The 13,647-nt window shown below is 39.9% G+C and carries 16 protein-coding genes; 14 read left to right on the top strand and 2 right to left on the bottom strand.

Features of this window, described 5'->3' with window-relative positions:
• The first annotated feature begins 69 nt into the window (after positions 1–69).
• The 8 genes from CPRO_RS12425 (at position 70) to CPRO_RS12390 (ending at position 8,110) form a co-directional block, all read left to right on the top strand.
• Positions 70–1,746 (top strand): glutamine--tRNA ligase/YqeY domain fusion protein, encoded by a 1,677-nt coding sequence (locus CPRO_RS12425; RefSeq protein WP_330383840.1) that lies wholly within the window; start codon positions 70–72, stop codon positions 1,744–1,746.
• 724 nt (positions 1,747–2,470) lie between these two features.
• Entirely contained in the window at positions 2,471–3,265 is a 795-nt protein-coding gene (proB, locus tag CPRO_RS12420; protein WP_082754360.1) for a glutamate 5-kinase, read from the top strand.
• A gap of 22 nt (positions 3,266–3,287) precedes the next feature.
• Positions 3,288–3,767, top strand: coding sequence for a hypothetical protein (locus CPRO_RS12415; protein WP_066052394.1), 480 nt, complete (start codon positions 3,288–3,290; stop codon positions 3,765–3,767).
• Positions 3,701–4,396, top strand: a complete 696-nt coding sequence (locus CPRO_RS12410) for a DUF2085 domain-containing protein (protein WP_236782434.1) — start codon at positions 3,701–3,703, stop codon at positions 4,394–4,396. The genes CPRO_RS12415 and CPRO_RS12410 overlap by 67 nt, the downstream gene beginning before the upstream one ends.
• Positions 4,393–4,956, top strand: coding sequence for a 5-formyltetrahydrofolate cyclo-ligase (locus CPRO_RS12405; RefSeq protein ID WP_066052387.1), 564 nt, complete (start codon positions 4,393–4,395; stop codon positions 4,954–4,956). The genes CPRO_RS12410 and CPRO_RS12405 overlap by 4 nt, the downstream gene beginning before the upstream one ends.
• Positions 4,957–4,958: 2 nt before the next feature.
• Positions 4,959–6,206, top strand: a complete 1,248-nt coding sequence (locus CPRO_RS12400; RefSeq protein WP_066052384.1) for a glutamate-5-semialdehyde dehydrogenase — start codon at positions 4,959–4,961, stop codon at positions 6,204–6,206.
• A gap of 13 nt (positions 6,207–6,219) precedes the next feature.
• Positions 6,220–7,167, top strand: a complete 948-nt coding sequence (locus CPRO_RS12395) for a DUF2971 domain-containing protein (RefSeq protein ID WP_066052381.1) — start codon at positions 6,220–6,222, stop codon at positions 7,165–7,167.
• Positions 7,168–7,192: 25 nt separating this feature from the next.
• Entirely contained in the window at positions 7,193–8,110 is a 918-nt protein-coding gene (locus CPRO_RS12390) for a ketopantoate reductase family protein (RefSeq protein ID WP_066052378.1), read from the top strand.
• Between the two features lie 234 nt (positions 8,111–8,344).
• On the opposite strand, the gene CPRO_RS12385 is transcribed toward CPRO_RS12390, so the two are convergent.
• On the bottom strand, positions 8,345–8,776 hold the full coding sequence (locus CPRO_RS12385) for a hypothetical protein (RefSeq protein ID WP_066052375.1): 432 nt from the start codon (positions 8,774–8,776) through the stop codon (positions 8,345–8,347).
• Complete coding sequence (locus CPRO_RS12380) at positions 8,773–8,979, bottom strand: helix-turn-helix transcriptional regulator (RefSeq protein WP_066052372.1); 207 nt, start codon at positions 8,977–8,979, stop codon at positions 8,773–8,775. The genes CPRO_RS12385 and CPRO_RS12380 overlap by 4 nt, the downstream gene beginning before the upstream one ends.
• A gap of 173 nt (positions 8,980–9,152) precedes the next feature.
• Between CPRO_RS12380 and CPRO_RS12375 the strand changes: the two genes are divergently transcribed.
• The 6 genes from CPRO_RS12375 to CPRO_RS12350 all read left to right on the top strand — a co-directional run bounded on the left by CPRO_RS12375 (position 9,153) and on the right by CPRO_RS12350 (position 13,599).
• Positions 9,153–9,752 (top strand): site-2 protease family protein, encoded by a 600-nt coding sequence (locus tag CPRO_RS12375; RefSeq protein WP_066052369.1) that lies wholly within the window; start codon positions 9,153–9,155, stop codon positions 9,750–9,752.
• A 17-nt stretch (positions 9,753–9,769) separates the two neighbouring features.
• Entirely contained in the window at positions 9,770–10,531 is a 762-nt protein-coding gene (locus CPRO_RS12370; protein WP_066052366.1) for a segregation and condensation protein A, read from the top strand.
• Entirely contained in the window at positions 10,528–11,076 is a 549-nt protein-coding gene (gene scpB, locus CPRO_RS12365) for an SMC-Scp complex subunit ScpB (protein WP_066052361.1), read from the top strand. The genes CPRO_RS12370 and scpB overlap by 4 nt, the downstream gene beginning before the upstream one ends.
• Positions 11,066–11,413 carry a hypothetical protein gene (locus tag CPRO_RS12360; protein WP_157881683.1) on the top strand — a complete coding sequence of 116 codons (348 nt, stop codon included), beginning with the start codon at positions 11,066–11,068 and terminating at the stop codon, positions 11,411–11,413. Before scpB ends, CPRO_RS12360 begins: the two co-directional genes overlap by 11 nt.
• A 100-nt stretch (positions 11,414–11,513) precedes the next feature.
• Positions 11,514–12,668 carry a D-alanyl-D-alanine carboxypeptidase family protein gene (locus tag CPRO_RS12355; RefSeq protein WP_066052355.1) on the top strand — a complete coding sequence of 385 codons (1,155 nt, stop codon included), beginning with the start codon at positions 11,514–11,516 and terminating at the stop codon, positions 12,666–12,668.
• A 214-nt stretch (positions 12,669–12,882) separates the two neighbouring features.
• A complete protein-coding gene (locus tag CPRO_RS12350) occupies positions 12,883–13,599 on the top strand; it encodes a pseudouridine synthase (protein WP_066052351.1) in 717 nt (238 codons plus the stop codon).
• Positions 13,600–13,647 lie beyond the last annotated feature (48 nt).

Genomic DNA, 13,647 nt, shown 5'->3' with positions numbered 1-13,647 from the left:
TGATTTGAAACGTTTACTTTATGTAGTATTATTTTAGTAGGACAACCACAATTTTGGGAGGATAGCAATATGGCAGAAGAAAAGATTATGGAGAATGGCGGATTAGGTGCGACTGGAAACTTTATACATAGTTATATCCAGGAGGACTTGAAGGGGGAATTAAATAAAATTCATACCAGATTCCCACCTGAACCTAATGGCTATTTGCATATTGGACACGCAAAATCCATCTGCCTGAACTTTGGTTTGGCAAATCTTTACGGAGGAAAGTGCAATTTGCGCTTTGACGATACAAACCCTGCAAAGGAAGATGTAGAATATGTTGATTCTATCCGTGAGGATGTAAAGTGGCTGGGATTTGATTGGGAAGACAGATTATATTATGCGTCCAGCTATTTTGAGCAGTACTATCAGGTTGCTTTAAAGCTGATTCGAGACGGCAAGGCTTTTGTTTGTGATTTGCCTGCGGAGGAAATGCGCCAATACCGTGGAACATTAAGCACACCGGGGAAGGAAAGCCCTTATCGCAATAGAAGTGTGGAAGAAAATTTGGATTTATTTGAACGCATGAAAAACGGCGAATTCCCTGATGGTTCCCGTACACTCAGAGCCAAAATTGACATGGCTTCTCCCAACATTAACATGAGAGACCCTGTTATTTATAGAATCGCCCACGCAACCCATCATACAACAGGGGATGCATGGTGCATTTATCCTATGTATGATTTTGCCCATCCTTTAGAGGATGCCATTGAAGGAATTACCCATTCCATTTGCACCATGGAGTTTGAAGATCATCGCCCTCTATATGATTGGGTGGTGAGAGAAGCAGGGTATTTGGTGAACCCTCCCAGACAGATTGAGTTTGCCCGTTTGGGGATGACAAATACAGTGATGAGCAAAAGAAAGCTCCGTGCTTTGGTTGAGGATGGCTTGGTTGACGGTTGGGATGACCCACGTATGCCTACCATCAGTGGCTTGCGCCGCAGAGGATATACCCCCGAATCCATTCGGGATTTTTGTGAGCGTATTGGTGTATCCAAGGCAAACAGTATGGTTGACAGCGGTTTATTGGATTACTGTATTCGTGACGATCTGAAGGCGAAGGCAAAGGTTGTTATGGCGGTTTTGGATCCATTGAAGCTTGTCATTACAAATTATCCTGAAGGCCAAGTGGAAATGATGGAGTTGGAAAACAACCCAGAAACTCCTGAGCTTGGCACAAGAAGAGTACCTTTTACCAGAGAGCTATATATCGAAAGAGAAGATTTCATGGAGGAGCCTGTGAAAAAGTTCTTCCGTTTGGCTCCGGGCAAGGAAGTACGCTTAAAAGGTGCATATTTTGTGACTTGTACTGATTTTGTGAAGGATGAGAATGGACACGTTGTAGAAGTACATTGCACCTATGATCCTGAAACAAGAAGTGGCAGTGGCTTTGAGGGAAGAAAAGTAAAGGGAACCCTTCATTGGGTGAGTGCAACGGAAAATGTTCAGGCTACAGCAAGATTATATGACTATATGATGCTGGATAATCCTGAAGATTCTAACGGTGAAATGATTATGAACCCCAATTCTTTAGAGGTAAAGGAATGCTTTATTGAGCCCGCTGTAAAAGAGGCTGCAAAAGGGGATCGCTTCCAGTTTATGCGTAACGGATACTACATTGTTGACACAAAGGATACCACAGAGGAAAAATTAGTATTTAACCGAATTGTATCGCTAAAAAGTTCTTTTAAATTATCTTAATGAATATGACCAATGGATAATACTCATCCGTTGGTCTTTTTTATTGCTTTCCTATCTTAAATTAAATACACAGTTTTGAGGGGAGAGGAAAACATATTGTACATTTCATTTTAATTTAAATGCTGATTGGCATATTGCTTCTTAGAACATAAAGGCAATGCATATTAAATGGTTTTTTAGAGACTGGGGTCCAATATATCATGATTTTCTTTGGTGTGACTCTAAAATTCTCTAATGTAAGCAAGCAAATATGCAATGAGATACATATCCATATTAAATATTCATATTAATTTGATATGATTTAATTTAGGGTATTTGAAAGAGTTTACAATATCCCCTGTTTCATCATTTTATATTTGTGGTAATATAAAAATCAAATCAATAGGAAGATATTAAGAATTGAGATAAAAATTGCTACAATACAGCTTTGCCGCTGAAAGGGATAGAAAAATAACAAAGGTGTTATAAAGTTATCAAGGAAATGGATGAAAGTGATTTTGAAGTGAAATAATATTTTTTTAAAAAACCTTCTTCGATGTGAGTAGATTATATAATATAAGTTTCGGTATAGAATTACTAGAAGGTAGATTGGAAACGAAGGGTAAGAAATACGCTTTAACTTTAAAGAAACCTTTAATATTTTCTTTGTATTCACGAAATCCCTTTTTAACAAGGAAAAAATATAGTATACTTTGTCTATACATAGGAATTGGAGAGGATTAATGTGAGGGAATTATTGAAGGATTGCAATCGAGTTGTTGTTAAGGTTGGAACATCTACCATTACATACCCAAACGGTCTTTTGAACCTGAAACGCATAGAAGAGCTGGCTTGGGTTTTAACAGACCTTAAAAACAGTGGCAAGGATGTTGTACTGGTTACAAGCGGTGCCATTGGTGTTGGATCGGTACGAATGGGTATGAAGGAAAGACCTACAGTCATGCGCCAAAAACAGGCTGCTGCAGCTGTTGGGCAGGCCATGATAATGCAGATATATCATAATTTTTTTGATCGGTATAACCAAACGGTTGCACAAGTTCTGCTAACCAAGGAAGAGGTAGGTAGTGAGGAACGATATCAGAATACAAAGAATACAATGGAAACATTGATGGAGCTTGGAGTCATTCCCATTGTCAATGCCAATGACAGTATCTCTACAGAGGAAATTGGGATTTCCGATAACGATAGGCTTTCCGCTATTGTAGCAGAAATCATTTGTGCGGATATCTTGATATTAATGACAGATATTGATGCCTTATATGACAGTGATCCAAAATCAAATCCCAATGCAAAGCGCATTTCTTGTGTGGATTGGGTTACGGATGAGGTCAGAAAAATGGCAGGGGACAAAGGCTCAGCCTTTAGTGTTGGCGGAATGCTTACCAAATTACAGGCGGCGGAGATTTGTCAGGATGCCGGGGTGAAAATGGCCATTGTGCTAGGTGAAGACCCCACCGTTATTCATCGAGTGATAGCCGGCGAAGATGTAGGTACATTTTTTAACAGTAGGAGAAAATAGATTTTTATAAGGAGCGATTTATATGAGTTTTTGCCCAAAATGCGGGAGAGAGATTTTTGACGAAAGTCTCGGGTGTCCTGTTTGTACGCTTAATGAAAGCAAAAATACTGCCAAAGCTGATGTGGAAGAGGCGGAGGCAATCAATGAATTTACCGTTGAAGATAAAGACGGTACTTCTCAGAAATTTCAGGGGGAAAGTGAAGCCAGAAGCTGGGAAAGTTATCAATCAAAGGAACCTAAGCCTGTTCAAGAGCAGGTCATTCCCACAGTTTTAAAAGTAATTACTATACTTTTAATTCTTTTTGTAGGCGGCATTGGTCAAATTGCAGGCTTAATTGCGGGCGTGATTTTATTAAAAAGCCCTATTGAGGATTACAGTAGATTTGGTAAAGCCTTAATTATCATAAGTAGTGTTATGTTGGCATTTTGGTTATTGTGCTGCCTGGTACAGGGGGTGTTTGGGGTTTTTGGAAGTATGATGTATTACTTTCCTTATTATTAATTGCTATGAATACAATATTTAAAATGATTGGCTCTGCCGTCTGTCATCAGATGGCAGAGCGCAGTTTTATTCTTCAGGGACAGCAACTGCCTGTCTGCGCTCGATGCACAGGGATTTATTCGGGAATGTTCTTTTCTATGGTATTTTTTGTAATTTTTAGGAGGCTTCATGGGAACAGACCCTACTCAACCAAGGGAATGCTTCTGGGAGCCTTAGCCTTTATTCCTATTTCTGTTGATGGTTTTTTCAGCTATTTAGGCTTTTGGGAAAGTACTCAGCTGCTAAGGGTGGTTACCGGGGCATTGGCAGGGGCATCACTTTCAGGGTTTTTTCTTTTGGGCGCAAACTTTATGGTGGGAGCAGAAAACAATAAGCCCATTTTTCAATCTTTTGGAGAACAGCTTTTGGTAATGGGAATGACCTTATTATTCGGAATTATGATTTGGCTGAACATGGGAAGCTATTTTGTAACCTCGGTAATTGTTGTGCTGGGGATTGTTTATTTTTGGGCTAATTTGATTTATTTGATTTTGAAAAATTTAGCGGGCAATCGGATTTTGCCTTTTTGGTTGTTATCCTTTTGCGGAAGTTTTCTTATTATTATGACAATAGGGGTGTTGCGGCAATGAAAAACAGGCTGCGTCAAGAAATATTGAAAAAACGCAAGGAGATGACTGAAGAAGAACGCCAGAGAAAAAGTGATAATATAATAGCTACCCTGATAGGCAGTAAAAGATACGAAAAAGCGGAAACGATATTCACTTTTATTTCTATGGATAATGAGGTAAATACATATCCTTTGATTGAGCAAGCGTGGCAAGATGGAAAAAAGGTTGCCGTTCCCATTGCAAAAGCGAAAGGGGAAATGTATTTTGTACCAATTGATTCTTTTTCGGAACTGAGAAAAAGTCGATTTGGTGTTATGGAGCCGGAAAAAGAAAGGGAAGACAGGGTAATTCCAAAGGAAACGGATGTTTTTCTTGTTCCAGGAAGTGTATTTGATCAAAAAGGGAATCGTTATGGTTATGGCGGCGGATTTTACGATCGTTTTTTTGAGCAATATCCAAACATTTATAAAATTGCCGTAGCTTTTTCTTTTCAGGTTATGGAATTTGATTTGCAAGTGGAAGTATTTGATAAACCCGTTGATTGTATTATAACGGAAGACGGCTTGATAGGGGGGTTTTAGTGATGAGTATTTTGACTGAAATGGGACAAAAAGCAAAGGATGCATCCGTTGTATTGGCGGTATTGTCCACACCGAAAAAAAATGAAGCCCTTTGCCATGGGGCAGAGGCTCTTTTGGCGGCAGAGAAAGAGATTCTTTCTGCCAATCAGATGGATGTGGAAGAGGCACTGGCATCGGGCATCAAGGGTGCTTTTATTGATCGTTTGACATTGACAAAAACAAGGCTTCAGGAAATGGCAGAGGGACTTCGTCAAGTTGCGGCTTTGGATGACCCTGTAGGTGAGGTTCTTTCTATGAAGACCATGGACAACGGGTTAATCATTGGGCAGAAAAGAGTGCCTATGGGTGTAATCGGGATTATTTTTGAAGCTAGACCAAACGTTACCGCTGATGCCTTTGGTTTATGTTTAAAGGCAGGCAGTGCGGTTATACTAAGGGGAGGAAAAGAAGCGTTCCGTACCAATCAAGCCGTTGTTTCGGTATTTCGTACGGCTATGGAAGAGGTAGGACTACCCGGGGATATTGTGCAGGTGGTGCCTGATACCTCAAGGGAAACAGCCAATGAAATGATGCGTCTCAATAGATATTTGGATGTATTGATTCCTCGGGGTGGAGCGGGTTTGATTCAAAGTGTGGTGCAAAACAGCACCGTTCCTGTAATCGAAACGGGCGTTGGCAACTGCCATATTTTTGTGGATGAGACTGCAGATTTGGATCAGGCTGTGGCCATTGTGATGAATGCCAAAACCCAGCGTCCCGGTGTTTGCAACGCCTGTGAAAGTCTTTTGGTGCATGAAAAGATTTCGGAAAAATTTCTCCCCATGGTAGGGAAGGCATTGCAAGAAAAGGCAGTTGAAATTCGTGGAGACGAAGCAACCTGTGCCCTAATTTCAGGGTCTGTTCCCGCAGTGGAGGAAGATTGGGCTACGGAATTTACGGATTATATTATCTCCACCAGGGTGGTTGCCAATTTAGAGGAGGCCATCACCCATATTCGTAAATATTCCACAGGGCATTCCGAGGCAATTCTTACAGAAAACTATTCTAATGCTCAGCGTTTTTTAAATGAAGTGGATGCCGCGGCAGTATACGTGAATGCTTCTACCCGTTTTACTGACGGCGGACAATTTGGTTTTGGTGCAGAAATTGGCATTAGCACGCAGAAGCTCCACGCAAGGGGACCTATGGGTTTGAAAGAACTGACCACGACGAAGTACATTATCTATGGGAACGGGCAAATAAGACAGTAATGGAGGATTTTTGGTGGAAGCAAATAGAACAACAAAATATTTAGATGATTGGGTCCGGGTGCCCCTTTGTGATAAAGGTGATAAATTGTACCATTATACCACTGCGGAAGGGGTTCAAGGCATTATCGAAAATAGGCAGTTTATTGCCACAAAAAGTGATTTCTTAAATGACAAGCTTGAATTTCTGTATTCATTAGAGATTTTAGAAAAAGTAATTGACACTTATATTGTAAATAAGGATTTGGGGCGGAGGCTGTTTAAAATTATAAAGGCGGAGATGGATGAGCTTGCTATCATCACACCTTCTTGCCAAACAGTTTGTGTACCGGATCATGAGGACAAAAGCTTTTATGTAATTTCTTTCTCCAAGCTGGATAATAGTGCATTGCTTTGGGCTGAGTTTACTGATTTTAGAGGGTATTGTCTTGGGTTTGATTATGAAAAGCTGGTGAAAGGATTTACAGGCAGGTCATTTTTGCATGGAACGGTCATTTATAGTGAGGAAGTTCAAATTTCCTGCCTCTTGGATGCGCTGATTGCCTGCGTCCGCAGGGGAGTGAATGATGGTTTTGTTGAACTGGATACTATATATGAAGAAAATGCTGAAATCGGAGATGAAGCTTTATTGGAAATTGGTGGTGACATGGCTATGGTTTGCTCTGTTTATGCCATGTTCTTTAAAAGTGAATTTTTCAAGGGAGAAGAGGAATATCGTTTTGTATTCTCTCCATTACGTACAGATCGGGGAGGTCAACCCAGGTTTCGGATTCTAAAACAGATATTTTTACCATACATTATGGTGGAGCTGGATGGATTTGCAACACCCATTCCATTGACTTCCGTTACTGTTGGTGCAAAAAATAACAGTGATATTGCTGTAAGAGGTATGCGATCCTTTCTAATGGGGCAAGGACTTGATAATATTCCCGTTACCCTATCGGATATTCCATTGCGTTATTAATGAGCTGAAAGAAGTGGGGGATACAATGAAAATTGCCATATTGGGACTTGGTGCAGTGGGAGCCACTGTTGCCGGGGCACTAAAGAAATATGAAAAAAATCTGATTTTTATTGCCCGAGGAGAAACTAAAAGTGTGCTGAGAGAAAAAGGTCTGTATCTGGAGTCGGAGAAATTGGGGGATCAAAGAATACACCCTGGTTTGGTTTCCGATGATCCCGAGGAAATCGGCATGGTGGATGTTTTGTTTCTTTGCAGTAAAAGCTACGGTCTAGAGGCAGCTTGCCAAAAGTATAGTGATATTATTGGGGAAAACACCTTGGTTGTTCCTTTGCAAAATGGCATTATGACTTCCAGATATGTTTCACATTGGTTGAAGGGGAAGGGTGTCGTGAGTGACAGCTTTATTTATTGTTTTTCAAATATTGTGGAAACGGGACATGTGTTTAACCGTGGAGAGCTTTTGAGAATCGGCATAGGCTTTGCAGATGGAAGAGATAATGAAAAGGCTAAACAGCTTGTTGCAATGCTTAATGAAGGAGGCTTACCTTCTGCTTACGGGCAGGATATTATGATGAGCATTTGGGAAAAGTATGCCATGATGTGCGGAAATAGTTGTGCATTTATCTATTTTGATTGTGAAGCAGGAGACATACAAAAGGATGCTAATAAATTAGAGTTTTTACGGGGTATTTATGAAGACATTCTCCGTTTGGCAAAGGCATCAGGGGTCACAGGTCTGGAAGAAATGCCTGAGAAGTATTATCAGCACTTTTTAACACTGCCACCCCAAACTATTTCTTCTTTATACAGGGATATTCGTGAAGGAAAAGAGGAAACTGAATTTGAATGGGTGATAGGTGGAGGTTACAAATTAGCCCAAGAGTTAGGCGTTTCGGTACCTTATATGGAAAAGGTGTATGAGGCGAAAATCAGAAATGGTTGACAGATATTTTAAAGCTATACCAGCCAATGTTAGGCAATATAAATAAACGGTTCAAAAGGTATTGATTTAAAAGGTAAAAGGGGGTGAAACAATTTGTTTCACAACCCCTTTTTTTATGAAGTAAGCTACAAAGGAATTGAAAAAAACCAGAGTCCAATTTTTGTAGATTACTAAGAAATAAAAGATTTCAAATCTCATAAAGTATTAGTTTTTTATTCTTTTGTTTGTGATCTATCAATATTTCTTTTCAACAAGTTTACGAATCAAAAGGATCAAGATAAGATCCATGCAAAGCAGGGTTTCAAGGGTATAGTAAACGGTGGTTGAGAAAAAACCTGCAATTAGCATAGAAACATATAAAATACCTATCGAAACATAAGTGAAGATCGTATAGCTTACTCGAAGGATATAAACATTTCTTTCGTCGGTTTCTAAAAGCTCTATTCTCTTCATTTTTTCCGGATCTTTTTTCAATGCTTTATTTTTAAAATATAAAGCCAATGAGATTACAAAAAGACTAATAAAGGTGCCTGTATACATTGGTCTTATTGCTTCAAAGTTTTTTATGCCAAAGGCAAGGGCAAGCAAAACAGCAGAAACAATCATACAGCCAATATTTACAGAGAGGCGCATATTTAATCGCTTTTCAAAGGACATGGTTTTCATAGATTTTCCTCCTCTTCAAACAGAAATATATCTTCAATGGTTAAATTGAAAAAGCGTGCAATTTTATGGGCAAGCACTAGTGAAGCGGTATATTTGCCCACTTCCAATGAGGTAATTGTTTGGCGGGTTACCCCAACGGCTTTTGCCAAGTCTTCTTGAGACAGTTTTTGCTGACGTCTAAGTTCTGCAATACGTGTATTCATGGCATCCTTCCTTTCTGCAAAGCTAACTTTGCTTTTAGTATAGTCTGCTTTGCATTTTTTGTCAAGTGTACTTTGCAAAAAAATTGTAATAAAGGTAAAATTGACTGAGGTTTGAATTTCTGTTATTATAAAAAAAGAAAAAAAAGGAATTATTGGAAAGGAATTTTGAGAGAATGAATTATTTTTTGATCTTTTTATTTAGTATCCCTGGAATTATTGTTGCAACAACTATACATGAATTTACAAGGGCTGCAGTTTCAACGGCATTGGGAGATACCTTGCCTAAAAACAAAGGGCGTTTAACTTTAAATCCTTTCAATTATTTTGAACCCATTGGATTTTTGTTAATGTTTTACAGCGGCGGCTTTGGCTGGGGAAAACCGGTAGAGACCAGCGCATTATATTATAAAAACCGAAAAAGAGATACTCTTTTGGTTGCATTAATACCTTCTGTGGTGAATCTGGTTTTAGGCTTTATTTTTTTGATTTTGCAGAGCAAGATTTTTAATAACAATATGTATTTAGCAATGCTCTTTAATTATCTTTGTTATTACAATGTTGGTCTGGCGGTATATAATATTTTGCCTGTTGCTCCCATGGACTGCGCAAAGGTATTATCGGTAACCATTCCTGCCAACAGATATTTTCAATATTTGCAATATGAAAAAATGATTCAGTTGATATTTTTGCTTTTACTGTTTGTTGGTTTAGCAGGCGGGTTTTTTAGTGCCATTATTAATGTCATCATTCAGATTATGAGTATGATTCTGTAGAGCAGAGGGTGTGGAAATTGGAGCAAATTACAATTCGATTAGATGCCTTTGAAGGGCCTTTAGACCTTTTGTATCACCTGATAGAGAAGAACGAAATTGATATTTACGATATTCCCATTGCCCGTTTGACGGATCAATATTTGGCGTATTTGGATTTGGCGGAAGATCGGGATATGGATGGGATGAGTGAGTTTTTGGTCATGGCAGCGACGCTGTTAGAAATCAAAAGTAAGCTTCTTTTACCAAAGCCTAAAAATGAAGCAGAAGAAGGCCCAGACCCTAGAGAAGAACTGGTTATAAAACTTTTGGAATACAAAAAGATTAAAGAGGTAACTGAGGACTGGCGTCAGCGTGAGGAAGAGGCCGCCTTGCTTCTTTTCAAGGAAGCAGATAAGGCGGTAGCCCAGTTAAAAGGGAAAAAGCCTCAGGAGTTGGAGGACTTTTTACAGGGCGTAACCATGGAGGATTTATATCTTGCTTTTCGCCAAGTGATGGACAGAAAAGAGACAAAAGTGGATCATGTTCGCAGCTCCTTCAAAGGTGTTCCCAGAGATATATTTACGGTTCAAGAAAAGATGGACTATATTCGGGATATGTTGATTTTACAGCCGAAATCCACCTTTTTCACTATTTTTCGAAAGAATGCAGACAAAATGGAAAAGGTGGTTACATTTTTAGCTTTGTTGGAATTGATTAAGCGAAAAGAGGTACACATTTTTCAGACTACTAATTTTGGAGAAATCACCATAACAAAATATGACGGAAGGGATAGTGCATGAGATTATCGGAGTTGGAAGCGGTAGTAGAGTCTTTGCTGTTTATTTCCGGCGAGGCGGTGCCTTTATCGGCAATTGCCCAGACCATTGAGATGGACAAGGCCACGGCAAAAGCCATTATTCATACGTTGGCGGATAAATATGAAAGTGAAAAACGAGGCATTCGCATTGTGGAACTCGATGGTTCTTATCAAATGTGTACTGCTGGGGAGTGTTTTGAGTATATAAGAAATATGTATAAAAGCCCCAATAGACAAGGCTTAACCCAAGCTTTATTGGAGACATTGGCAATCATTGCCTACAAGCAACCCATTACCCGTGCCCAAATTGAGGAGATTCGTGGCGTTAGCGCAGAGCATGCCGTGAGCAAATTGGTTGAGAAAAAACTGGTTTGTGAGGTGGGGCGAATGGATACGCCCGGCAAGCCTATTATGTTTGGAACAACCAATGAATTTTTGCGATATTTTGGGTTTAAGAGTATAAAAGAGCTGCCGCCTCTGGGTGATGTACAGGAAAGTCAGGTGCAGCATGAAGGAAATGATTTATAAATATAGAATACTGTTTATCATCGGTTTTGTTCTACTGTTTTTGTTTGGTCGAAATATTCTTATACATAGGTTTTCATCTGAAAGCTGGCAGAAGTATCCTGAAAAAAGGGTAGATATGGTGGATGACTTACTGTCAAAATATGAATTAATGGGAATGACCCAAGAAGAAGTTATTTCATTGCTGGGGCAATCTACGGATACAGAGTATTTTAAGACGGAAAACAACATGGTCTATTATTTGGGACCGGAGCGAGGTTTGATTTCCATTGACAGTGAATGGCTGGTGCTGGAGGTGCAGAAAAATCAAATTACCAAGGTCAACATTTTACGAGACTGAAAAAAAGATTGACAGCCTTCAGATTTGTTGATGATATAAATTGAATTCTTTTTTTGTATGAAATGAAAATAAGCTGAATAAACATAGCAGGAGAGGGGTGATGCACATGAGGCGTGCGGGAATCTTGGTTCTCCTGCTTTTTTTATGCTGTTCCATTGCTTATGGGGCAGAGCCTTCCGTAGGCGCACAGGGCGCGGCCTTGGTAGATGGAAATACAGGTCGATTATTATGGGGGAAGAATGCAGAGGAGCCATTGGCCATGGCAAGCACAACAAAAATTATGACGGCTATTTTGGTTTTGGAAAATGCGAATCTGGATGATGTGGTGACAGTGAGTAAAAAAGCCGCAAATCAGCCAGAGGTACATATGGATTTGAAGGCGGGAGAGCAATGGAAGGTTGGCGATCTGCTTTCTGTTATGATGATGCGTTCTTACAATGATACGGCTGTGGCACTGGCGGAACATGTTTCTGGCAGTGTTGAAGAATTTTGCCAGCTGATGACAAAAAAAGCGGCAGAAATTGGTGCTGAGGACACCGTCTTTGGCTCTCCTAACGGTTTAGACAGCCAGATTCCTTTTGCCAAGCACCATTCGACTGCCAAAGATATGGCTTTGATTGGGGCATATGCTTTGAAAAATGAAAAGTTTTGCAGTGTGATTGCCCAACCCTCTATAACCATTAAAGAGGTGACAGGGAAAAGGCAGTGTGAGGTTACCAATGCCGACCGTTTTTTAAAAGAATATAAGGGGGCAATGGGGGTAAAAACCGGCTATACCAATAAGGCGGGTCATTGCTTTGTTGGAGCGGCGGAACAAAACGGGGTTCGTTTGGTGAGCACGGTTTTGGGCAGTGGTTGGGGAAGTGGGGGAAAAGAGAAAAAATGGTCAGACACAAAGGCCATTATGAATTATGGGTTTGATACCTTTTTTCCGTTTGAAGCGGCAAAAAAAGGGCAGGTTTGTGGTAAAGTTGCTATGCTTCACTCCAAGGTGGGAGAGGTGAATGCTGTTTTGCAGGATGGATATCAGGGTTTATTCTCTAAGGAGGAACAGAATGCCATTCAGCTCATTATTTCTTTGCCCGAAAGTATTGAAGCGCCTGTGCAGGCAGGACAGCAATTGGGAAATGCCCAGATAAAGCTAAAGGATGAGGTTTTGGCGGAAATTCCAATTTTAGCGGATCAGACTGCACCAGCATATACCTTAGCAGACTGGTTATCCTATTTATCCCAGAGTTGGATTACATGGTTTTGAGAATTTATGTATTATTTCCCTGGTAGAATTACAGTTGGATGGTATCGAAAAGCTTGAAAAATACCCAGTTGTAAGGGCATTTGTTTTTTTAAAATATAAATATTTACCAATACCTTCCTAATCCTCATAAAATCAACGTTTGTTCAGAGTTTTTTTGACTTTCCTAAGTTTGTAGGGTATACTGTTTCCAATGAGATAAAGACGGAGGAACAGTATGGAAGAAAGACTTCAAAAATTTTTAGCGGAAGCAGGCGTTGCATCTCGCCGTAAGGCTGAGGAGCTGATTGCAGCGGGCAAAATAAAGGTAAATGGAAAAGTTGTGACGGAATTAGGTACCAAAATTGACCCCAAAAAGGATGAGGTACTGTATCTGGATAAGGAAGTCAGCAAAAAGGAAGTAGAACTGGTATACATTATGCTTCATAAGCCCGAGGGCTATGTGACCACGGCGAAGGAGCAATTTGGCCGTCCCGGTGTTATGGATTTGGTTCGGGATGTGAAAGAAAGAATTTTTCCTGTGGGAAGATTGGATTATGATACATCGGGTTTGTTACTTTTAACGAATGATGGAGATTTGACTTATAAATTAACCCATCCTAAGCATGATGTGGATAAGACTTATATAGCTAAGCTGTACGGAACCCCTGATGATATGGATTTACAAAAATTTCGCCGTGGCGTTGTGATTGACGGGAAACAAACCAAGCCTGCTAAAATGCAAATTATAGAAAAGGGTGAGCGTCAGTCCACTGTGGAAATTATCATTCATGAGGGCAGAAACCGACAGGTTCGTAAAATGTGCGAAGCCATTAAGCATCCTGTTGCCCAGTTAAAACGTGTTGCCACCGGGGATTTGACAATGGGGGATCTGCCCAAAGGTAAATATCGTCATCTTACCCCTAAGGAAGTCAAATATTTGAAAAGCTTATAAGTTTTTATCTATTATAAAAGTCATAGGAAAAATCAAGGCATTATTAAT

The sequence above is a fragment of the Anaerotignum propionicum DSM 1682 genome, from assembly GCF_001561955.1.
In the GTDB taxonomy this organism is placed as follows: domain Bacteria; phylum Bacillota; class Clostridia; order Lachnospirales; family Anaerotignaceae; genus Chakrabartyella; species Chakrabartyella propionicum.
This window is presented reverse-complemented; position numbering and strand designations above follow the sequence as displayed.

What these genes read in the sequence shown, in the direction of transcription:
- CPRO_RS12425 (WP_330383840.1), top strand. Translation starts at nt 70, where the DNA reads ATGGCAGAAGAAAAGATTATGGAGAATGGCGGATTAGGTGCGACTGGA.
- CPRO_RS12415 (WP_066052394.1), top strand. Translation starts at nt 3,288, where the DNA reads ATGAGTTTTTGCCCAAAATGCGGGAGAGAGATTTTTGACGAAAGTCTC.
- CPRO_RS12405 (WP_066052387.1), top strand. Translation starts at nt 4,393, where the DNA reads ATGAAAAACAGGCTGCGTCAAGAAATATTGAAAAAACGCAAGGAGATG.
- CPRO_RS12400 (WP_066052384.1), top strand. Translation starts at nt 4,959, where the DNA reads ATGAGTATTTTGACTGAAATGGGACAAAAAGCAAAGGATGCATCCGTT.
- CPRO_RS12390 (WP_066052378.1), top strand. Translation starts at nt 7,193, where the DNA reads ATGAAAATTGCCATATTGGGACTTGGTGCAGTGGGAGCCACTGTTGCC.
- CPRO_RS12385 (WP_066052375.1), bottom strand. Translation starts at nt 8,776, where the DNA reads ATGAAAACCATGTCCTTTGAAAAGCGATTAAATATGCGCCTCTCTGTA.
- CPRO_RS12380 (WP_066052372.1), bottom strand. Translation starts at nt 8,979, where the DNA reads ATGAATACACGTATTGCAGAACTTAGACGTCAGCAAAAACTGTCTCAA.
- CPRO_RS12375 (WP_066052369.1), top strand. Translation starts at nt 9,153, where the DNA reads ATGAATTATTTTTTGATCTTTTTATTTAGTATCCCTGGAATTATTGTT.
- scpB (WP_066052361.1), top strand. Translation starts at nt 10,528, where the DNA reads ATGAGATTATCGGAGTTGGAAGCGGTAGTAGAGTCTTTGCTGTTTATT.
- CPRO_RS12360 (WP_157881683.1), top strand. Translation starts at nt 11,066, where the DNA reads ATGATTTATAAATATAGAATACTGTTTATCATCGGTTTTGTTCTACTG.
- CPRO_RS12355 (WP_066052355.1), top strand. Translation starts at nt 11,514, where the DNA reads ATGCACATGAGGCGTGCGGGAATCTTGGTTCTCCTGCTTTTTTTATGC.
- CPRO_RS12350 (WP_066052351.1), top strand. Translation starts at nt 12,883, where the DNA reads ATGGAAGAAAGACTTCAAAAATTTTTAGCGGAAGCAGGCGTTGCATCT.